This is a genomic window from Streptococcus sp. CF8_Ac1-9 (assembly GCF_024295565.1).
In the GTDB taxonomy this organism is placed as follows: domain Bacteria; phylum Bacillota; class Bacilli; order Lactobacillales; family Streptococcaceae; genus Streptococcus; species Streptococcus parasanguinis_X.
The window spans coordinates 285,077-307,735 of sequence record NZ_JANCOY010000002.1; the positions used below are offsets into that span (position 1 = coordinate 285,077).

17 protein-coding genes are annotated in these 22,659 nt (G+C 43.5%); 16 read left to right on the plus strand and 1 reads right to left on the minus strand.

Features of this window, described 5'->3' with window-relative positions; genetic code table 11:
• Positions 1-84: 84 nt before the first annotated feature.
• The 8 genes from NML76_RS04780 to NML76_RS04815 all read left to right on the plus strand — a co-directional run bounded on the left by NML76_RS04780 (position 85) and on the right by NML76_RS04815 (position 9,792).
• Positions 85-2,004, plus strand: coding sequence for a sucrose-specific PTS transporter subunit IIBC (locus NML76_RS04780; protein WP_151378715.1), 1,920 nt, complete (start codon positions 85-87; stop codon positions 2,002-2,004).
• A 160-nt stretch (positions 2,005-2,164) separates the two neighbouring features.
• Positions 2,165-3,064, plus strand: a complete 900-nt coding sequence (scrK, locus tag NML76_RS04785; protein WP_003016958.1) for a fructokinase ScrK — start codon at positions 2,165-2,167, stop codon at positions 3,062-3,064.
• 247 nt (positions 3,065-3,311) lie between these two features.
• Positions 3,312-3,722 carry a peptide deformylase gene (locus NML76_RS04790; protein WP_070505238.1) on the plus strand — a complete coding sequence of 137 codons (411 nt, stop codon included), beginning with the start codon at positions 3,312-3,314 and terminating at the stop codon, positions 3,720-3,722.
• 135 nt (positions 3,723-3,857) lie between these two features.
• Positions 3,858-4,304, plus strand: a complete 447-nt coding sequence (locus NML76_RS04795; protein WP_070505237.1) for a MarR family winged helix-turn-helix transcriptional regulator — start codon at positions 3,858-3,860, stop codon at positions 4,302-4,304.
• On the plus strand, positions 4,301-6,103 hold the full coding sequence (locus NML76_RS04800) for an ABC transporter ATP-binding protein (protein ID WP_129823961.1): 1,803 nt from the start codon (positions 4,301-4,303) through the stop codon (positions 6,101-6,103). The genes NML76_RS04795 and NML76_RS04800 overlap by 4 nt, the downstream gene beginning before the upstream one ends.
• On the plus strand, positions 6,096-7,856 hold the full coding sequence (locus NML76_RS04805) for an ABC transporter ATP-binding protein (protein ID WP_070662686.1): 1,761 nt from the start codon (positions 6,096-6,098) through the stop codon (positions 7,854-7,856). Before NML76_RS04800 ends, NML76_RS04805 begins: the two co-directional genes overlap by 8 nt.
• A gap of 710 nt (positions 7,857-8,566) precedes the next feature.
• Positions 8,567-9,082, plus strand: coding sequence for a phosphatase PAP2 family protein (locus NML76_RS04810; protein ID WP_049506491.1), 516 nt, complete (start codon positions 8,567-8,569; stop codon positions 9,080-9,082).
• 83 nt (positions 9,083-9,165) lie between these two features.
• Positions 9,166-9,792: a GNAT family N-acetyltransferase gene (locus tag NML76_RS04815; RefSeq protein ID WP_070505233.1), complete on the plus strand. Its 627-nt coding sequence runs from the start codon at positions 9,166-9,168 to the stop codon at positions 9,790-9,792.
• 21 nt (positions 9,793-9,813) lie between these two features.
• Here NML76_RS04815 and queG read toward each other — a convergent pair whose 3' ends face one another.
• Positions 9,814-10,953, minus strand: a complete 1,140-nt coding sequence (gene queG / locus NML76_RS04820) for a tRNA epoxyqueuosine(34) reductase QueG (protein WP_070675223.1) — start codon at positions 10,951-10,953, stop codon at positions 9,814-9,816.
• Positions 10,954-11,068: 115 nt separating this feature from the next.
• Here queG and manA point away from each other — a divergent pair, with 115 nt between their 5' ends.
• The 8 genes from manA (at position 11,069) to recG (ending at position 22,653) form a co-directional block, all read left to right on the plus strand.
• Complete coding sequence (gene manA / locus NML76_RS04825) at positions 11,069-12,013, plus strand: mannose-6-phosphate isomerase, class I (protein WP_003005297.1); 945 nt, start codon at positions 11,069-11,071, stop codon at positions 12,011-12,013.
• A gap of 279 nt (positions 12,014-12,292) precedes the next feature.
• Complete coding sequence (locus NML76_RS04830; RefSeq protein WP_254732845.1) at positions 12,293-13,033, plus strand: MerR family transcriptional regulator; 741 nt, start codon at positions 12,293-12,295, stop codon at positions 13,031-13,033.
• A 375-nt stretch (positions 13,034-13,408) separates the two neighbouring features.
• The gene (locus NML76_RS04835) at positions 13,409-15,253 is read left to right on the plus strand and encodes an APC family permease (protein ID WP_155198784.1); all 1,845 of its coding nucleotides are present in this window, start codon (positions 13,409-13,411) and stop codon (positions 15,251-15,253) included.
• A 174-nt stretch (positions 15,254-15,427) separates the two neighbouring features.
• Positions 15,428-17,947, plus strand: coding sequence for a preprotein translocase subunit SecA (gene secA / locus NML76_RS04840; protein ID WP_021153773.1), 2,520 nt, complete (start codon positions 15,428-15,430; stop codon positions 17,945-17,947).
• Between the two features lie 52 nt (positions 17,948-17,999).
• On the plus strand, positions 18,000-19,028 hold the full coding sequence (locus tag NML76_RS04845; protein ID WP_118095502.1) for a 3-deoxy-7-phosphoheptulonate synthase: 1,029 nt from the start codon (positions 18,000-18,002) through the stop codon (positions 19,026-19,028).
• Between the two features lie 86 nt (positions 19,029-19,114).
• Positions 19,115-19,480 (plus strand): holo-ACP synthase, encoded by a 366-nt coding sequence (gene acpS / locus NML76_RS04850; protein WP_003005615.1) that lies wholly within the window; start codon positions 19,115-19,117, stop codon positions 19,478-19,480.
• Positions 19,467-20,579, plus strand: coding sequence for an alanine racemase (gene alr, locus NML76_RS04855; protein ID WP_118396579.1), 1,113 nt, complete (start codon positions 19,467-19,469; stop codon positions 20,577-20,579). Before acpS ends, alr begins: the two co-directional genes overlap by 14 nt.
• Positions 20,580-20,637: 58 nt before the next feature.
• Entirely contained in the window at positions 20,638-22,653 is a 2,016-nt protein-coding gene (recG, locus tag NML76_RS04860) for an ATP-dependent DNA helicase RecG (RefSeq protein WP_254732847.1), read from the plus strand.
• Positions 22,654-22,659 lie beyond the last annotated feature (6 nt).

The following is a 22,659-nucleotide window of genomic DNA, read 5'->3' on the forward strand; positions in this document are numbered from 1 at the left end:
ACATATTTTCAATACGTGGTACAATTAAAAACGTAGAAACGATTTAACCGTTTACATTACAAAAAATAAGGAGATTTTTGCAAAATGTCAAATACAGAAATTGCAAAGCAGGTCATCGATGCAATCGGTGGGGTTGAGAACGTTAGCAGTGTTGCTCACTGTGCGACTCGTCTTCGCGTGATGGTAAAAGATGAATCAAAAATCAACAAAGATGTTGTTGAGAACATTGAAAAAGTACAAGGTGCTTTCTTTAACTCAGGTCAATACCAAATCATCTTTGGTACTGGTACTGTAAACAAGATCTATGATGAAGTAGTAGCTCTTGGCTTACCAACATCATCAAAAGATGAAATGAAAGCAGAAGCCGCTAAACAAGGAAACTGGTTCCAACGCGCGATCCGTACCTTTGGAGACGTTTTTGTTCCAATTCTACCAGCAATTGTTGCGACTGGATTGTTTATGGGGATTCGTGGTGCCATTGCTCAAGACCAGGTTTTGGCTTTGTTTGGTACAACAGCAGACGCATTTAAATCTACTGATTTTTATACATATTCAACAATTTTAACTGATACCGCGTTTGCCTTCTTCCCAGCCTTGATTTCATGGTCTGCGTTCCGAGTATTCGGAGGAAATCCTGTTCTTGGGATTGTAATTGGTTTGATGATGGTTAGTCCGACACTTCCAAATGCGTGGGTTGTAGCGGAAGATCCTTCTAAAGCAGCAACATACTTTGGTATCTTCCATCATGTGGTTGGATTCCAGAACTCAGTTCTTCCCGCTTTCTTCGTTGGTCTAATTGGTGCGAAACTTGAAAAGTGGCTCCATAAGAAAATTCCAGATGTCTTAGATTTGTTATTGGTTCCATTATTCACATTAACAATCATGTCATTCCTCGCTTTGTTTATTATTGGTCCATTCTTCCACAGCATTGAAGAATATGTACTGAATGCAACTAAGTTTATTTTAAATTTACCATTCGGACTTGCAGGGCTTCTTATCGGTGGGGTTCATCAGTTGATTGTCGTTACTGGCGTCCATCATATCTTTAATCTTCTTGAATCACAATTAATTACTGCAGATAAAAAAGATCCATTTAATGCAATCATTACAGCAGCTATGACTGCGCAAGCTGGTGCTACTTTAGCAGTGGCAGTAAAATCTAAATCTCAAAAAGTGAAAGCTTTAGCATTCCCAGCAACTATTTCTGCTTTGCTAGGTATTACTGAGCCTGCAATCTTCGGGGTGAACTTGCGTTATGTGAAACCATTCGTTATTGCTTTGGGAGCAGGTGCTGTAGGTGGTTGGATTGCATCTATGTTAAATCTGGCTGGTACAGGATTTGGTATTACAATTATTCCAGGTACACTTCTCTATCTAAATGGTCAATTATTGAAATATGTATTTATGGTTGTATTTACAACTGCACTAAGTTTCGGTTTGACTTATATGTTTGGTTATGAAGATGAAGCTTCATCAGTTCCTGCAGAGGACAAAGAAGCTGGTGCAATTATTGAAGAAGAAACAACTGGAGTTATTCCAGCATCTCTTCAAGACGAAACCATCATCTCTCCTATCGTTGGTAGTGCTGTAGCACTTGCTGATGTGAATGATCCTGTCTTCTCAAGTGGAGCGATGGGACAAGGAATTGCCATCAAACCAACTGAAGGCGTTGTCTATGCACCAGCAGATGCTGAAGTAACTATTGCTTTCGCAACTGGTCATGCTTACGGTTTGAAGACAGCTAATGGTGCTGAAATCTTGATCCACGTTGGTATTGATACAGTATCAATGAACGGTGAAGGATTTGATCAAAAAGTAGCTCAAGGCGATAAAGTCAAAGCTGGTGATGTCCTTGGTACATTTGATGCAGCGAAAATTGCCGCAGCTGGTCTTGAAGACACAACTATGGTGATCGTCACTAACACGGCTGACTTTGCTTCTGTCACACCTGTTGCAACTGGATCTGTTGCGAAGGGTGATGCGATCATCGAAGTCAAAGCTTAATCGAAATAATAAGTTCTCAAGGACTGGTCTATCATCTCCAGTCCTTGAATTTTATTTCTCAAAAAAAGGTGTGTTTTTTCTTTAGAGAAGAGAAAAAGATTGACTACAAAATATGCTATAATAAATACAGGATATTTTTCATAATAAAAAAGGAGCCAACATGACAAAATTATATGGAAGTTTGGAAGCCGGCGGTACAAAATTTGTTTGTGCGGTTGGTGATGAAAACTATAATGTTGTGGAAAAAGTACAATTTCCAACAACCAAGCCAATTGAGACGATTGATAAGTGTATTGAATTTTTCTCAAAATTTGAGGATTTAGTTGGGCTTGCGATTGGTTCATTTGGACCAATTGATATCGATCCAAATTCAAACACTTATGGTTTCATCACAACGACTCCAAAACCGAATTGGGCCAATGTAGATATCGTTGGGGCTTTCCGTCGTGCCTTGAATGTACCTATCTATTTCACGACAGATGTGAATAGCTCTGCCTATGGCGAAGTGGTCGCACGCAATAATGCGGGTGGCCATATCGAAAACTTGGTTTACTATACAATCGGAACAGGAATCGGAGCTGGTGTCATCCAACGTGGCGAGTTTATCGGGGGAGCTGGGCACCCAGAAATGGGGCACTACTATGTGGCCCAACACCCAATGGATGTGGAAAAAGAATTCAAGGGTGTTTGTCCTTTCCACAATGGCTGTTTGGAAGGCTTTGCGGCTGGTCCTAGTCTTGAAGCTCGTACAGGTATTCGTGGAGAAAACATTGAACTCAACAGCAATGTATGGGATATTCAAGCCTACTACATCGCACAAGCAGCAGTGAATGCGACAGTTACCTTCCGCCCAGACGTCATTGTCTTTGGAGGAGGAGTCATGGCTCAACAACATATGTTAGATCGTGTTCGCACGAAATTTACTGCCCTCTTGAACGGTTACCTCCCTGTACCTGATGTGAGAGATTATATTGTGACACCTGCAGTTGCTGGCAATGGTTCAGCGACCTTGGGGAACTTTGTCCTTGCAAAAGAAGTGAGCGAGAAACTTAAAAAATAAGCAGCAATTGTCTCTTAGAGGTTAGAAACAAGAGCGAGGAGGCTGGGACAAAAGTCCTAGCCTCTCAATTATTTTTGGATTGTCGAGCAAGACGCAGTGGTTGAGTGGGCTCTACTACGCTGATTTCATCAGCTTTTACAGCCCTACTCAACTGTGCGGAGGTGGGACGACGAAATCGAATTCTAACGAATTACCGATTTCTGTCCCACTCTCTTCTTTCGTCTACCTATCAAGAAGTGAGGAAGGAATGAAAAAGAATATTGTAAAAGATGTCTTATTCTTGGGTCAAAAGTCAGAAGAAGCGACACCTGAGGATCGCACCTTGGCTTTGGATTTGCAGGACACTTTAAATGCTCATCTCCTTGAGTGTGTGGGTTTAGCGGCTAATATGATCGGGGTGAAAAAACGGGCGATTATCATCCGAATGGGAAGTGAAAATTTGGTCCTGTTTAATCCTGTTCTCCTTGAAAAGAAAAAGCCTTACCAAACAGAAGAAGGATGCTTGTCCTTGGTGGGGAGTCGGCCGACCACTCGTTATGAGGAGATTTCAGTGGCCTATCGAGATGTGAATTGGAAAGCAAAAACAATTCAGTTGTCAGGTTTTCCAGCCCAGATCTGTCAGCACGAAATGGATCATCTAGAAGGCATTATTATCTAGAAGTCATTAATGGAGTCGATTGGGCTCCATTTTTTTAGTTCTTATAGAAACTTTTTTCTTGACAGGGATCTTTTTTGTGCTAAAATAGTTCTCATAGTAACTTTAAGGTTCTTAAGAGAACTATTTGGAGGAATGATGGAAAAGCCATTACAAGAATTAAAAAAAATTGGCCATCTCATTCACCTCATGGTGGAAAGAGAGGCTAAGAAGCGTGGGTTTGAATTTAGCGCAGGACCACAAGGTCAGGTATTGAGATTCTTATCTCATCGTGAAAAAGAGGGAAAAGTGACCTTGATTCGGGATGTTGAGCAGGAACTTCATATCTCAAAATCCGTGGCCAGTAGCCTGATCAAGCGAATGGAGAAAAATGGGTTTATTTATTTAGAGGCTAGTCCGACCGATAAACGGGCCAAGTATGTCTACCTAACAGACAGTGTGAAAGCCAATTTGAATGACATGAAGCAATTCTTTGAGGAAGTGGAGCAGAGTCTAGTAGCGGGTGTATCAGAAGAAGAATTGTCCACCTTTTTCAAGGTCATGCATCAATTTTATGAGAATATGAAAAAAAGGAGCGAGGAATGATCAATATGTTTCGGCGCTTAACCGCCAAAGAATGGAGCATGATTGCCCTTAGTACGGTCTTTATCTGTCTGGCAGTTTGGATGGATTTAAAGACCCCGGAATACTTATCCGATATTACGACCCTCTTAGCTAAGGAGGGGACCAAGGTTTCTGATATCATGGAGCCAGGGAGTAAGATGTTGCTCTTCTCTTTTGGAAGCTTTTTGATGGCAGTTTTTGTGGGCTTTCTAGCATCACGAGTCGCTGCCAGCTTTACGATGCGACTTCGAGGAGAGATTTTCCATCAAGTGATGGATTACTCTGATGCTGAGATCAAGAAATTCTCCGTTCCCTCTCTCTTGACTCGGACGACCAACGATTTGACCCAGTTACAAATCATGATTGTGATGGGGATGCAAGTTGTGACGCGTGGTCCCATTATGGCGATTTGGGCTTTGACCAAGATTTGGGGCAAGAGCAGTGCCTGGACAACTTCTGTTGGGATTGCGGTCTTGATGGTCTTGATTCTGCTTTCTGTTCTGGTTCTGATTGCCTTTCCACGCCAGCAAAAGGTTCAAGGTTTGACCGATGCCTTGAATGCGACGACACGGGAGAGTTTGACTGGGGTGCGGGTCGTTCGCGCCTACAATGCGGAAGCGTATCAAAATGAGAAATTCCAGGCTGAAAACAAGGGCTTAACCCGTCTAAATCTCTTTGTTTATCGTTTGATGTCTCTGATGAACCCTGTCATGACAGTGGTATCAAGTGGCTTGACCCTTGCTATCTACTGGATTGGGGCGCACTTGATCAATGATATCGCCATGCCAAAAGATCCTACAAAGATCTTCACCAGTCCTGCATTAGCGGATCGGACCAAGGTCTTCTCAGATATGATCACCTTTTCTTCTTACGCTATGCAGATTGTCGTTGGCTTTATGATGATGGTGGCCATCTTGATTATTCTTCCTCGTGCACTAGTATCCGCAAAACGGATTAATCAGGTCTTGGCTCTTGAACCGTCTGTAGCCTTCCCAAGTGAGTCAAAAGAAACAACAGGCCAAGCAGGTACAGTAGAATTTCAAGATGTTTCCTTCCGCTATGGACGGACTTCCCGTGCGGTGATTGAACATGTGACCTTCTCAGCTCAGAAAGGACAAACTGTTGCCTTCATTGGATCAACTGGTTCTGGTAAATCCACTCTGGTCAATTTAATTCCACGTTTTTACGATGCGACAGAAGGAAAGATCTTAGTGGATGGCGTCAATGTCAAGGACTATAGCCACCAAGAATTGAACAATAAAGTCGGCTACATTCCCCAAAAAGCAGTGCTCTTTAGTGGCACGATTCGCTCCAATATGGAATTTGGAGAAAGTAGCCAAGGAAAATTAGAGGATGAAGCCATCTGGAAAGCTCTTGAATTGGCCCAAGCCAAAGAGTTTGTTGCCACAAAAGAGAAGGGCTTGGATACAGAAGTAGCGCAAGGAGGAAGCAACTTCTCTGGAGGTCAACGTCAACGTTTGGCCATTGCGCGTGCCCTGGCACGCAAGCCCGAGATCCTCATCTTTGATGATTCCTTCTCAGCCCTAGATTACAAAACGGATCGTATCTTGCGCCAAGCTCTGAAAGAAGAGCTGGCAGATACGACCAAATTGATCGTTGCCCAACGCATTTCGACCATTATGGATGCAGATTTGATTTTGGTTTTGGATCAAGGGAAGGTCGTCGGTCAAGGCACCCACAAAGAATTGCTTGCGACCAATGAAGTCTATCAAGAAATTGCCTATTCACAATTGTCTAAGGAGGAGTTGGAACATGCATAAAACAAAACAAGATTCGTCCCTTTGGAGACAACTTTCTCCCTATTTGAAGGGCTTCCACCTATTTTTCCTAGTTGCTATCCTCTTTTCAATCGTATCGAGTATTATCACGGTTATTGGACCGGATAAGTTAAAAGAAATCACGGATACCATCACAAAAGGGATGGGAGGCGCCATTGATATTGACAAAATCACTTCGATTGCCCTGACCTTAGCCATCCTTTATGGAGTTGGAGCACTGGTGTCCTACAGCAGTAGTTTCATTATCTCAACAATGATTCAGCGCTTCGCAGAACGCTTGCGAAATGCCATCGCTGAAAAGATCAATCGTGTACCTCTCCAATATTTTGATAGCCATGAACAAGGAGATACCTTGTCTCGTGTGACCAATGACGTGGATTTGATGACCCAATCCTTTAACCAAAGTTTGGTTCAAATGGTCTCCTCTATCGTCTTATTGATTGGATCTATCTTTATGATGTTTAAGACGGACTGGCACTTAGCTGTCACAGCGATTGTATCCGTCTTTGCCGGCTTTGCTCTTTCCAGCATCATTATGGTCAAGAGTCAGCCTTTGTTTAAACAGCAACAAGATAATCTTGCCAAAGTTTCAGGCTATGTTGAAGAAATCTATAGTGGACATAATGTTGTTATTTCCTACAATGGCCGTCATCAAGCCAAAGATCATTTTGATGCCATCAATCAAGATTTGTATCAAAGCATGTGGAAATCCCAATTCTTCTCTGGGATTATGATGCCCTTGATGCAGTTTGTAGGGAATTTTGGTTATGTCATGGTCTGTATCGTAGGGGCTGCCCTCACCATTAATGGGGATATTACCATCGGGACCATTGTGGCCTTTATGACCTATGTCCGCATCTTTACCCAACCAATTGGTCAAATGGCCCAAGGAATTACCCAATTGCAATCAGCTAGTGCTGCTATGAGGCGTGTCTTTGAATTCTTAGACGAAGAAGAAATGGAAGACGAATCCCAAAAAACACGTCAATTGGAAACAACAAAAGGTCATGTCAAATTTGAGCATGTTCGTTTTGGCTATTCACCAGATAAGACTATTATCCATGACTTTACAGCTGAAGCGAAGCCAGGACAAAAGGTCGCTATTGTTGGTCCAACAGGTGCTGGTAAGACCACCATGGTCAATCTCTTGATGCGTTTTTACGACATTCAAGCTGGTAAAATTACCATCGATGGTGTGGATACTAAGGCCATGAGTCGCGAAGAAGTTCATGATGCTTTTTCGATGGTCTTGCAAGATACCTGGCTCTTTGAAGGGACCATTCGGGAAAACTTAGTCTTTAATCAAACCGATATTTCAGATGAAGCAGTCGAAGCAGCAACCCGAGCGGTTGGGGTCCATCACTTTATTCGGACCTTGCCGAATGGCTATGATACTGTATTAGATGATTCAGTGACCTTGTCCGTTGGTCAAAAGCAACTCTTGACCATTGCGCGTGCCCTCTTGAAGGATGCCCCGCTTCTTATCTTGGATGAAGCAACCTCATCTGTCGATACCCGAACAGAAGAGTTGATTCAAAAAGCCATGGACAAACTCATGGAAGGCCGAACTTCCTTTGTCATTGCCCATCGCTTGTCCACTATCCGTAATGCGGATCTGATTCTCGTGATGAAAGATGGAAATATTATCGAGCAAGGCAACCACCAAGAACTCATGAGCCAAAATGGCTTCTATGCTGATCTCTATAATAGCCAATTCACAGAAGAAGTAGCGTAACAACAAGATACAAAGGGCGTAGCGGATACAGTCAAAATAGGGAGTAGGACAGAAGCTATGCGATTGTGGACGATTCGTCGTCCTACCCCCACAAGGCTGATTAGGATTCTTCCGAGCTGATGGGCGAGAGAAGAATCCAATCAGCTACTGTGTCTGGAGGTTAGTGCTAGTATAGTTAGCGTTTTTCACCCAGCATTTAGGGCGTGTTCAATTCGTGTAATGGCAAGCACAATGGTGCCTTGCCGACACGACTCACTAACTCCTCAGGTGGATGGTATCGATCCACCTTCGTCCTGTCGCAATTCCAACAAGATACAAAGGGCGTAACATACAAAGTGAAAAAATGAGAGTGGGACAGAAATCGGTAATTCGTTAGAATTCGATTTCGTCGTCACACCTCCGCACAGTTGAGTAGGGCTGTAAAAGCTGATGAAATCAGCGTAGTAGAGCCCACTCAACCACTGCGTCTTGCTCGATAATCCAAAGACAATTTAGAGGCTAGGACTTTTGTCCCAGCCTCATTTTTTTATCGATAATAGTAATGGAAAAGACGTTTCTTGGAGACAGGAAAATGATAAATCATCAGATTTTAGTGCTAAATCATGTGAAAAAGAAGGAAGAAAAGATAAAAAAGAAGCCTGGCTTGACAGGCTTTCTTAGGATCGCGTATACTAGTAGTATAAAATAAGATGAAAGACAGGAGTGCCAACATGAAGCCCAATCTTCAAGATTATCCGAAATTTTATCGTTGGCTAACCCTGCCTTTTACGAGAAAGCCACATCGTGTGCAGGTCCTTCAAAGGACGAATCGAATCCTGACGTTCGCCATGCCAGGCATCTACGGCCTGGTCTTTTGTTGGCTATTTTTAAAGAAAACTTCAATGGGAGGCATCTGGCCTTTTATCTGGATTCCAGCTTCGGGCTTTGTCTTGTTTAGCCTCTTTCGTCATTGGGTCAATGTTCCGAGACCTTATGAAAAATGGGAGATTCAACCCTTATTAGAAAAAAATTCATCCGGTCATTCCTTTCCTAGCCGACATGTTTTTTCGGCGACCATTATCTCCATGTGTGTCTGTCAGTTGTCTCTTCCGCTAGGAATGTGCTCCATGCTCCTATCTCTTCTATTAGCCCTTGTTCGAGTTCTTGGAGGGGTTCATTATCCCAAGGATGTCCTCGTCGCTTGGGGGCTGGGACTCGTCTGGGGAGGACTCTTTTTGCTGGCTTGAATGAACAAATTGCTGAAAATTGACCTTTGTCTAACAGCGTATCATAGTGTATACTGGAAAGTGGACTTAGAATAGGAGAGAAGATGAAGTACAGAAAAGCAGAAAAAGCAGATCTGGATCAGGTGGTTCGAGTAGCCAGTACAGCCTTTGAGGACTATCTATTTTTAAAAGTCATCAAGGATTTGGTTCGGGATCCCAAGCAATATCCTGCCTTTGTTGAGGCAATGATGCGCATCCTGGTAAAGGTTTTTCTCAAGCACCATATTTGCCTTGTGGCAGAAAAAAACGATGAAATTTATGCGGTAGCCTTGTTGCAAAAGGGACCGATTCCTTTTCGGGCCTATCTCTTAAATGGGGGATTCGGTTTGCTCAAGTTTATTTCCTTGAAGAATATGTTGTCCTACTTTAAATTTATGGAGGACACGGATAAGGAATTGGAGCAAAATGTAGACTTTGATTGGTATTTGATGCTTCTCGCAGTCGCCCCTAAACACCAACGGCAGGGCTATGGCAGTCGCTTTATGACAGAAGGAATTGAGCCTTTCTTGGAAGAGATCAAAGGTGAAAAACTAGCCTTTTATACCAATACCAAAGGAAATGTCTATTTTTACACGAAAAATGGTTACAAGGAAGTCTATTCAAGTGAGATTAGCTTTAACCAAGTAGAGATGGGTAGTTGGTATTTCTTGAAGGAACTAAAAAAACACTAAGGATACAACCTTAGTGTTTTTTCATTGTAGCTGTGAATCTGCTTGAATGCCGAATTTTTCAAAGAAAGCAGTTCGTTCTTCTATGATAGCATCGGTCGGATGTTTGATATTCCGTAAGAGCTCAACAAGGTCCGGCGTGACTTCACGGAGCAGTTGCCCTAAAGACCAGATAGCCGTTGCAATATGGATCTGATTTTGTGAAGTTTCGATGATGTTCAGGAGTTTAGGGATGGCCGAACGGTCATTGGCATTGGCTAGTGCAATGATGGCATTGCGCTGGAGGATGTTCTTGCCTCGCCAACTTCCAGCAACATGTCCGAATTTTTCCTTAAATTGTCCGTTGGACAGCTCGATAAAAGGAATCAACTCTGGATGAGCCAGATCAGGATCGATTTCCGTTGCTAAGGGATTATCTAGCCCTTTGTTATAAGGGCAACTAATCTGACAAATATCACATCCATAGATGACCGTTTTAATTTTCTTGCGAAATTCTAGGTCCATCATGCCCTTGTCTTGGGTTTGGAAGGACAAACAGCGTTTGGCATTCATAGAGCCATCCCCGATTAAACAGGAGGTTGGGCAAGCATCTAAACAACGCCGACAGTCTCCACAACCATAGTCGACTGGCTGATCCGGTTCGATTTCGAGGTTGGTAATCAATTCGCCCAGAAACATGTAAGAACCGTATTCTTTTGAAATGACCAAGCCATTTTTTCCGATAAAGCCAATCCCTGCTCGTTGGGCGACAGCCGTATCAACCAGTGCTCCAGTATCGACCATGCCCTTGTATTCAAAATCCTGCGTCATTTCTTCAATCCCAGCAGCTAAGCGGTTGAGCTTGTCTTGAAGAACATAATGGTAGTCTAATCCCCAACTGTTGGGCGTAAATTTTCCTCTTTTATAGGCTGTTTTTTGAGGTTGTTGCTTGAGTTTGTGGGGGTAGGCGACAGCGATTGAGATGATGGTCTTGGCAGAGGAGAGACTTAATTTGGGGTGGATGCGCTCTTCAATATTCTTATGCTCGAATCCAGAATTCCGTCCTTCCTCAACGGCCAAGCTGAGCGATTTTTCCAAATAAGCGAAGTCATCAGCAGTTGTAAAGCCAATTTTTGATATCCCAATAGAATGCGCCAGTTGGATAATGTTTTCTTTTAGTGTCATCCCTTTCATTATACACAAAAATGAAGTTTCTGGCGAGAGAGGAAAATAATGGAAAGGGCTTTCAAAAACTTTCTTTTTTTTGTATAATAGAAACATGAAATGCGAGGAGGATATTATGGGACAACCATTATTTTTACATTCAGTCATGCAGGAAAAAATTTGGGGAGGAACTCGTCTGAAAGAAGAATTTGGTTACGAAATTCCGAGCGACCATGTCGGGGAATTTTGGGCGATTTCAGCCCATCCACATGGAGTTTCTAAAGTAGCCAATGGTCCATACGAAGGAATGGGATTGGACCAGCTCTATCAAGAACACCGGGAATTATTCGGTAATCGTAAAGAGCCTGTCTTTCCTTTATTAACAAAGATTTTGGATGCCAACGATTGGCTTAGTGTACAGGTGCACCCAGATGATACCTATGCGATGGAGCATGAAGGAGAACTTGGAAAAACCGAGTGTTGGTATGTGATTGCGGCCGATGAAGGGTCCGAGATTATCTATGGACACAATGCCAAGTCAAAAGAAGAACTCCGTCAGCAAATTGAGGACAAGAACTGGGATGCCTTACTGACAAAGGTTCCTGTCAAGGCTGGAGATTTCTTCTATGTGCCAAGCGGGACCATGCACGCGATTGGATCTGGAATCTTGATCCTTGAAACCCAACAGTCGAGTGATACCACCTACCGGGTTTATGATTTTGACCGCAAGGATGCTCAAGGAAACTTGCGGGAGCTTCATCTTGAAAAATCAATTGATGTCTTGAACATTGGAGAGCCTGCCAATAGCCATCCAGATACAGTTGTGATCGATGATCTTCGTATGACCACCTTGGTTGCCAGTGATTTCTTTACTGTTTACAAGTGGGAACTAACTGGAAAAGCTGATTTTGAAAAGACCGCTGATTACAGCTTGTTGAGCGTCTTAGCCGGAGAAGGGAAATTGACGGTAGATGGGAAGGATTATCCTATTCAAAAAGGAAGTCACTTTATCTTACCGAGCGATGTTGAATCTTGGACTTTGGAAGGGCAAGGTTTAGAATTGATCGTGAGTCATCCATAAAAAAGAAAGGGTTTGAGTTAAAAGTTGTGGAACAACTCAAGCCTTTTTTATCTGAAAACAATTTTTATGTTAAGTCTTGACTCTGACCTAAGGGGAGGGGTTATACTATCCTTGTAATACTCTTCGAAAATCAAATTCAAACCACGTCAGCGTCGCCTTACCGTATATATGTTACTTACTTCGTCAGTTCTATCTACAACCTCAAAGCAGTGCTTTGAGCAACCTGCGGCTAGCTTCCTAGTTTGCTCTTTGATTTTTATTGAGTATAAGGAGGAAATCATGTACCATATCAAAGAAGCTGCAGAGCTGTCAGGTGTCTCTGTCAAGACCTTGCACTACTATGACAAGATAGGACTTCTCGTCCCTGTCAAATCTGAAAATGGCTATCGGACATACAGTCAAGAAGATTTAGAACGATTACAGGTGATTCTCTACTACAAGTATCTAGGATTTTCTTTAGACCAAATAGCAGAACTCTTAGCCGAAGAAAAGTCTAACTTATTGCCCCATTTAACCAAGCAGTTAACCTATTTAACTCAGGAAAGAGAACGTCTAGATACCTTGATTTCCACCTTGCAAAAAACCATTCAAGAACAAAAAGGAGAAAGACAAATGACAATTGAGGAAAAATTTACTGGATTTAGCTACCAAGATACTCAAAAATACCAGCAAGAGGCGGTAGAGAAGTACGGTCAAGAAGTCATGGACCAAGCGCTTGAGCGCCAAAAGGGGCGTGAAGATGAGGCTACGGAAGCCTTCAACCAAGTTTTTCAAACTTTGGCGCAAAATCTCAAAGATGGTCTATCCGTATCCGCAAATGAAAATCAAAATCAGGCAGCTAAACTTTTAGAAGCAATTCGAACGTATGGATTTGACTGCTCTATAGAGGTTTTTGGCCATATCGGCAAAGGCTATGTCTATAACCCAGAATTCAAGGAAAACATCGACAAGTTTGGAGCTGGCACAGCCCAGTACACTTCGGATGTCATTGCCCACTATGTGGCACATCAACCCAAATAAAAAAGAGAGAGTGGGACAGAAATCGGTAATTCGTTAGAATTCGATTTCGTCGTCCTACCTCCGCACAGTTGAGTAGGACTGTAAAAGCTGATGAAATCAGCGCAGTAGAGCCCACTCAACCACTGCGTCTTGCTCGACAATCCAAAAATAATTGAGAGGCTAGGATTTTTGTCCTAGCCTCGTTTTTTGCTTGGATCAATTTGAAAAGAAGCTGGCTGATCTAAGAGAGGTTGGATAAATGAACACAATGAAAACTTTACGAAGATTTCACAATTTCAGTTGACAGTCTTGAAAAAAAAGAGTAGAATAACCCCAGTTTTATGAAAAAGAGGCAGGGAATTCCCGGCCTCATGATCTTTTTTCAAGGAGTTTTTTATGTTTTCAACATTGAAAAAATGGTTTATTGGCCGTCCGTTGAAATCTGGTGCAGAAGGTGAAGGCGGATTGCTAGGGAAAATGCAGGCTTTGGCCATGCTCTCTAGTGACGCACTTTCTTCTATTGCCTATGGTCCAGAGCAAGTTATCTTGGTCTTGATGACCGTATCAGCAGGAGCTATTTGGTGGTCCATTCCAATTGGGATTGTGGTCCTGGTTCTCCTAGCTAGTTTAACGATTTCTTATCGCCAAGTCATTCATGCCTACCCTCAAGGGGGAGGGGCCTATATGGTGACTACGGAGAACTTGTCTCCCAAAGCGGGTTTGATCGCTGGTGGTAGTCTCTTAGTCGACTACATGCTGACAGTAGCAGTATCTGTGTCTTCCGGTGCAGATGCCATCACGTCAGCGATTCCATCTCTTCATCCTTATAATCTTCACATTTCCATTTTGTTGGTCTTGATTTTGATGCTGATGAACCTTCGGGGGCTACGTGAATCAGCGACATCATTGATGATTCCGGTATACCTTTTCATTGTCAGTACCATTGCCTTGATCGGCTATGGTGTGATCCAAATCTTGACGGGTCACTTGGCCTATAACGCAACTGCTCATGTGGGTCAAACCATTTCAGGGGTTAGTATTATTCTCTTATTGCGGGCCTTTACGAGTGGATCCGCTTCCCTAACAGGGGTTGAAGCCATCTCCAATTCGGTTCCTTTCTTTAAGAAACCAAAAGCAAAGAATGCAGCTTCTACCTTGACCATTATGGCTTTGATTTTGGGGATCATGTTTGCAGGGATTACCTTCCTCAATTACTGGGTGGGTGTCGTTCCGGCTAAAGGGGTAACAACTCTAGCCCAAATGGCCCAAGCCATCTTAGGGAATTCCCCAGTTGGACAAGCCTTCTTTTACATCTTCCAATTATCAACAGCCTTGATCTTGGCAGTTGCGGCTAATACCGGTTTCTCCGCCTTTCCAATGTTGGCCTTTAACATGGCTAAAAATAAATACATGCCACACATGTATATGGAAAAAGGGGATCGTCTGGGCTATTCTAATGGGATTTTGACCTTGGCGATTGGTGCCATCGTCTTGCTCTTGATTTTTGATGGACAAACAGAAAGCTTGATTCCGCTTTATACCATTGGGGTCTTCATTCCTTTTGCCCTTTCTCAAACAGGGATGGTGATCCACTGGAAACGCCAATATCAAAAAGGATTTCTTAAGTATTCGCTTGCCAATATCCTGGGGGCAGCCATCTGTTATGGAATTGTCTTGATCCTCTTATTATTCCGTTTGCGTGAGATCTGGCCCTTCTTCCCTATTATTGGTCTCTTGCTTTGGATGTTCTTGAGTATCCGTAATCACTATGATAAAGTTGCGGCTCAATTGCGCTTGGGAGGTAAGATCGAAAAGACAAGTTATGCGGGCAATACCGTGATTGTCCTTGTTGGGAATGTCACTCAGGTAAGTGTGGGAGCTATGAGTTATGCAAATAGCCTAGGAAACGATGTTATAGCTATGCACGTCTCAACGGAAGAAACCAAGGTTAAAGACGCTGAGGTAGCAGAAGAATTTAAGCACTATTTCCCTCATATTCGCTTTGAAAATGTCATGACCAGTTACCGGGATATTATCCAGCCAACAGTTGAATTTGTCTCAAAAGTGGCTGAGGAGGCCAAGGAAAAAGGCAACACCGTTACAGTCCTAGTCCCTCAATTTATCCCTAAAAAACATTGGCAAAATATTCTCCACAACCAAATGAGTTTGAAATTGAAGTATGCACTTCGTTGGCATGAAGAAGTGGTTGTGGCAAGCTATTCTTACCATTTGTCTGAATAAACACCGTATATAGAAAAGATGTCTGCTTGAGCAGGCATCTTTTTGGATTTTCTCACACGAAAAAAACCACTCGAAAGTCTTGTAAGATACAGCCTTGATCTTGAAAAAATGTTTAAAAAATGCTAGAATAAAAAGAACATTTTAGATTTTGAAAAATTCAAAGTAAGGAAAAAAATGGCAAATTTATTAAAAACAATTATTGAAAATGATCGAGGCGAAATCAAACGCCTTGAAAAAATGGCTGATAAGGTCTTTTCTTATGAAGACCAAATGGCAGCTTTGACGGATGACGAATTAAAAGCGAAAACAGTTGAGTTTAAGCAACGCTACCAAGATGGTGAGTCTTTGGATGATCTCTTGTACGAGGCTTTTGCAGTTGTTCGTGAAGCTGCAAAACGGGTTCTTGGTTTGTTCCCATACAAGGTTCAGGTCATGGGGGGAATCGTCCTTCACCATGGTGACGTTCCAGAGATGCGTACAGGGGAAGGAAAAACCCTGACAGCCACCATGCCGGTATACTTGAATGCCTTGTCTGGCAAAGGGGTACACGTTGTTACCGTCAATGAATACTTGACCGAGCGGGATGCAACAGAGATGGGAGAACTTTACTCATGGCTTGGCCTTTCAGTAGGGATCAACCTTGCAGCGAAATCTCCAGCTGAGAAAAAAGAAGCTTACCTCTGTGATATCACTTACTCAACCAACTCAGAGATTGGTTTTGACTACTTGCGTGACAACATGGTTGTGCGTGCAGAAAACATGGTTCAACGTCCATTGAACTATGCCTTGGTCGATGAGGTAGACTCCATCTTGATTGACGAAGCGCGTACTCCATTGATCGTTTCTGGTCAGACAGCTTCTGATACGAGCCAGCTCTACCACATGGCGGATGCTTATGTGAAGACCTTGACAGAGGACGATTACATTATCGATGTCCCATCTAAAACCATCGGTTTGTCTGATTCAGGAATCGATAAGGCAGAAAGCTACTTTAATCTTGAAAACTTGTACGATATTGAAAACGTAGCTTTGACTCACTTTATCGACAATGCCCTTCGTGCAAACTACATCATGATCTTGGATATCGACTATGTGGTCAGCGAAGATCAAGAAATCTTGATCGTCGACCAATTTACTGGTCGGACCATGGAAGGACGTCGTTATTCGGATGGCCTTCACCAAGCGATCGAAGCCAAAGAAGGTGTTCCAGTTCAAGAAGAAACCAAAACATCTGCATCGATTACTTACCAAAACCTCTTCCGTATGTACAAGAAGTTGTCAGGGATGACAGGGACAGGGAAAACTGAAGAAGAAGAATTCCGTGAAATTTATAACATTCGCGTGATTCCAATTCCAACCAACCGTCCGATTGCCCGTATTGACCATCCAGACCTTCTCTACCCAAGCTTGAAATCAAAATTCAAGGCTGTTGTGGAAGATGTCAAGTCTCGTCATGAAAAAGGACAACCAGTTCTAGTTGGTACCGTTGCGGTTGAAACCAGTGATTACCTTTCTCAATTGTTGGTTCAAGCAGGTGTCCCTCACGAAGTTTTAAATGCGAAAAACCACTACAAAGAAGCGCAAATCATCATGAACGCTGGTCAACGTGGTGCTGTTACCATTGCGACCAACATGGCCGGGCGTGGTACCGATATCAAGCTTGGTGAAGGGGTTCGCGAACTCGGTGGACTTTGTGTCATCGGGACAGAACGTCACGAAAGCCGTCGGATCGATAACCAGCTTCGTGGACGTTCAGGACGTCAAGGGGATCCAGGTGAATCTCAATTCTACTTGTCTCTTGAAGATGAATTGATGCGTCGTTTCGGTTCTGAACGGATCAAAGCAGTGCTTGATCGCTTCAAGTTGAGCGAAGAAGAATCAGTGATCCGTTCAAACATGTTCACCCGTCAGGTAGAGGGTGCTCAAAAACGGGTTGAAGGAAACAACTACGATACCCGTAAACAAGTCCTTCAATACGATGACGTGATGCGGGAACAACGGGAAATTATCTACGCTGAACGCTATGATGTCATCACAGCTAACCGTGATTTGGCGCCTGAAATCAAGGCCATGATCAAACGGACCATCAAACGGATTGTTGAAGGAGCCAGCCACTCAAGTAAGGAAGAACGCGTTGAAGCGATTCTGAACTTTGCCAAATACAATTTGGTTCCGGAAGATACGATTTCTGCAAGCGATATTGAAGGAAAATCTGACAAGGAAGTCATCGATTACTTGTATGCACGTGCAGAAGAAATCTATGCTAGCCAAGTAGCGAAATTGCGTGACGAAGAGTCTGTGCAAGAATTCCAAAAAGTCTTGATCCTTCGCGTGGTGGACAGCAAGTGGACGGACCATATCGATGCTTTGGATCAATTGCGAAATGCGGTTGGACTCCGTGGGTATGCGCAAAATAACCCAGTGGTAGAATACCAATCAGAAAGTTTCCGTATGTTTAACGATATGATCGGATCGATTGAATTTGATGTGACTCGTCTCATGATGAAAGCCCAAATTCACGAACAAGAACGTCCACGTACGGAACACAGTATTTCAACAACTGCGACTCGCAACATTGCAGCGCAACAACAAGATATTCCAGCAGATATTGACTTGTCACAAGTGAAACGCAACGATTTGTGCCCTTGTGGTTCAGGCAAGAAATTTAAAAACTGTCACGGACGTAAATTTTAAGAGTTCCTCTGAAATAGAAAGAGGATGGGTCTAGCTAGCATAAGGAGGCTGTATGGTATTCATTACGAAGAGCAATAAGATTGATGAGCAAGAGATCACTTCGCTTTACCGCTTGGAAGGTCCAGCCTTGGAGCGCAAAGAAGTGCGTGATCGAGAATTGGAAGCTATTATCAAAGGAGAAGACCAACGGATCCTTCTTGTGATCGGGCCTTGCTCTTCTGATAATGAAGAAGCTGTGATGGAGTATGCCCGTCGTTTGGCAGACTTGCAAGAGCAAGTGAAATATCAAATTTTCATTGTGATGCGGGTCTATACGGCTAAACCTCGGACCAATGGGGATGGCTATAAAGGCTTGATGCACCAACCAGATACACATGCAGCACCAAGCTTTGTGGATGGTTTGAAAGCAGTCCGACATCTCCACTACCGTGTGATTACCGAGACTGGTTTGACAACTGCGGATGAGTTGCTTTATCCAGCAAGTCTTCCTTATGTTGAGGATTTAATTTCTTATCATGCCATTGGAGCTCGTTCAGTTGAAGACCAGGAGCACCGCTTTGTATCTAGTGGGATCTCTGCTCCGACAGGCATGAAGAATCCAACCTCTGGAAATCTTTCTGTCATGTTCAATGCGATTTATGCAGCCCAACATCCCCAAAACTTTTTGTTCAATGCCCAAGCAGTGGAAACATCAGGAAATCCTTTAGCCCATGCGATCCTTCGTGGAGGCTTGGATGCGAGTGGTAAGAATGTTCCAAACTACCATTATGAAGATTTGCTAGCGGCAGCAAAACGCTATAGCGAAATGGGCTTGCAACATCCCTTCATCCTGGTGGATACCAACCATGACAATTCTGGCAAACAATTCGAAGAGCAAGTACGCATCGTGAGAGAAACCATGATGAACCGTGCTTGGCACAAGGATTTGGCAACTTTAGTTCGTGGTTTCATGATTGAATCCTATCTAGAAGATGGCCGTCAAAATGAACCAGTGGTTTATGGTCAATCCATCACAGACCCTTGCCTGGGTTGGGAAAAAACACAGGCCTTGGTCAAAGAAATTGCAACGATGAATAAGTAAAAGGCAGGGGCGGAAGGAGTGATTCTTTAGCCCCTTCTCTTTTGTCAGTAAAACGATACTGAAACGATAAATAAGGATAAAACAAGATGATCAAAGGACATGGCATCGATATCGAATCGATCGCTGCGATTGAAAAAGCCTATCAGAAGAATACTCGATTCGCTGAAAAAGTTTTAACCGAGGCTGAGCGAGAGCGCTTTGAGGAATTGTCTGGAAAACGGAAAATGGAATATTTAACGGGCCGATGGTCCGCCAAAGAAGCCTTTTCAAAGGCAATGGGAACAGGGATTGGACCAGTTGGTTTTCAAGATTTAGAAATTTTAAATGATGCCCACGGAGCTCCCTATTTTTCCAAGTCTCCTTTTTCTGGGAAGGTATGGATTTCGATCAGTCACAAGGGAGACCTAGTGTCGACCAGTGTCATTTTGGAGGAAGAAAATGAAAGCAAGTAAACATAGACCAACTGTTGCTAGAGTCGATTTGGATGCCATTGCCTTTAATGTGCAACAAGTCAGTGACCATATTCCGAGTCAAGCCTTGAAATATGCAGTCGTCAAGGCCAACGCCTATGGTCATGGGGTCGTTGCGGTGACCAAAAAATTGGCGCCTCAGGTAGATGCTTTTTGTGTTTCCAATATGGATGAAGCCCTCGAAATCCGTGAAGAAGGCTTGCAACACCCTCTTTTGATTTTGGGAGTTGTGCCAAGTGAAACAGTGAATCTAGCCAAAGAGCATGAGATCCGCTTAACGGTGGCTAGTCTTGCTTGGTTGGACCAATTGCTTGGACAAGAAGCAGATCTTTCAGGATTGAAGGTCCATATTAAGGTGGATTCAGGAATGGGGCGGATTGGATTCAGAACTATCGAAGAGATCAAAGAGGCTGAACGCCTCCTCTTAGCAGCTGGAGCTGAGATTGAAGGGATCTTTACTCATTTTGCGACAGCAGATGAGGCAGATGATCGAAAATTTCAAGCGCAATACCAGTTTTTCAAAGAAGTATTGGCTGCTCTTGAAACCCTTCCTCCGATTGTTCATGCTAGTAATTCAGCCACCTCTTTGTGGCATGCAGATACGATTTTCACAGCTGTGCGCTTGGGAGATGTCATGTATGGCTTGAATCCAAGTGGTTCTGTTCTAGCCTTGCCTTATGAAATCAAGCCAGCCTTGAGTTTGGTGAGCGAATTGGTTCATGTCAAACAGTTAGAAGCCGGTCAAGATATTGGCTACGGGGCCACCTATACGACGGAAGATGCCCAATGGATCGGGACGATTCCTATCGGCTATGCGGATGGCTGGATTCGAGAGATGCAAAATTTCCAAGTGCTGATTAAGAGTGAGTTTTGCCCTATTGTAGGCCGGGTTTCGATGGACCAGATTACTGTTCGCCTTCCAGAAGAATTACCTCTGGGGACCAAGGTTACCCTGATTGGCCGAGACGGCGAGAAAGAAATTACGGCAACAGAGATTGCGGATTACCGTGGTACCATTAATTATGAAGTAGTCTGTCTCTTGAGTGATCGGATTCCTCGTGACTATGCAGGTGAAGAATAAAAAAAGCAGGTGGGATTTCCCTGAAGAACCTGCTTTTTTATAAAAGAAAGGAGGAACAATGAATTTACACCAACCCTTATCCGTACTGCCTGGCGTCGGTCCAAAATCGGCGGAAAAATTTAAAAAATTAGGGATTGAAACCTTAGAAGATCTACTCTTGTATTTCCCCTTTCGCTATGAAGACTTCAAAACACGCAATGTTTTAGAGTTGGAAGATGGGGAAAAAGCCGTCATCTCTGGGCTGGTAGCAACGCCAGCCAATGTCCAATATTATGGCTACAAACGAAATCGCTTGCGTTTTTCCATCAAACAGGGAGACCAAGTCATTGCGGTTAATTTTTTCAACCAACCCTACCTGGCAGACAAAATTGAGGTTCAGCAGACAGTGGCGATTTTTGGGAAATGGGACAAGGCCAAAGGCAGTTTGACAGGGATGAAACTCCTGGCTCAAGTGGAAGATGATTTGCAACCGGTCTATCGAGTGACGCAAGGAGTCAGCCAAAACAGCCTGGTGAAATTGATCAAAATAGCGTTTGACCAGGGTTTGGACCAGCTTTTAGAAGAGAATGTACCCCAAGTCTTGCGGGATCGTTATCAACTTATGTCTCGTTCCCAAGCAGTGCAAGCTATGCATTTTCCTAAGGATCTGGCAGAGTACAAGCAAGCCCTTCGCCGGGTAAAATTTGAAGAGCTCCTCTTTTTCCAGCTGCAACTCCAAGTGCTAAAAGAAGAAAATCACGATGCCAGCCAAGGGATTTCCTTGGCCTGGAATCCAGAAAAATTAGCAGAACGAAAAAAACAGCTTCCTTTTGAGCTAACGCAAGCTCAAGAAAACAGCCTGAATGAAATCTTGACAGATATGGCCTCTCCTTATCATATGAACCGCCTCTTACAAGGGGATGTGGGAAGCGGGAAGACAGTCGTGGCCGGTCTTGCTATGTATGCAGCCTTAAGCGCTGGGAAGCAAGCTGCCTTGATGGTTCCAACGGAGATTTTGGCAGAGCAACACAAGGAAAGCTTGCAAAATCTTTTTCCAGATTTGCCAATTGCCCTTCTAACAGGAGGATTAAAGGCGGCTGAGAAACGAGAAGTCTTAGAAGAGATCGCCTCAGGAAAAGCCCAATTGATTGTGGGGACACATGCCTTGATTCAAGAGGGAGTTCACTACCAAGATCTAGGCTTGGTCATTATTGATGAACAGCATCGCTTTGGGGTTTCCCAACGTCGTATTCTTCGAGAAAAGGGACAAAATCCAGACGTCCTGATGATGACGGCTACCCCTATTCCCCGGACCTTGGCTATTACAGCCTTTGGAGATATGGATGTGTCCATCATTGATCAGATGCCTGCGGGACGCAAGGAAATCATCACACGTTGGGTCAAGCATGAGCAGTTAGAAGTGGTCCTCGACTGGTTAGTCAAAGAACTTGGCAAAGGTTCTCAAGCCTACTTTATTTCTCCATTGATTGAGGAGTCAGAGGCGCTAGATTTGAAAAACGCCCTTGCCCTCAAAGAAGAGCTAGAGACCTTCTTTGGACAGCGAGCACGCGTTTCTCTTCTTCATGGGAAGATGAAAAGTGAAGAAAAAGATGCTATCATGCAGTCCTTTAAAGAGCACCAAGTCGATGTTTTGGTGTCTACGACCGTTATTGAAGTAGGAGTCAACGTGCCCAATGCGACCGTTATGGTCATTATGGATGCAGATCGGTTTGGTCTTAGCCAACTTCACCAGCTTCGAGGCCGGGTTGGTCGGGGAAGCAAGCAATCCTATGCTATTCTAGTAGCCAATCCTAAGACAGATAGTGGCAAGCAGCGCATGAAAATCATGACAGAGACGACCAATGGGTTTGTTCTAGCGGAAGAAGATTTGAAAATGCGGGGTTCAGGTGAAATCTTTGGAACCCGTCAATCTGGGATTCCAGAATTTCAAGTGGCTGATTTGGTAGAAGATTATCCCATTCTGGAAGAAGCGCGGAAAGTCGCCAGCCAGATCGTAGCCACGCCAGATTGGCGCGAACACCCCGATTGGCATCTGCTCTCGCTTTACTTAGAAAAGAAAGAACATTTAGACTAAAATATA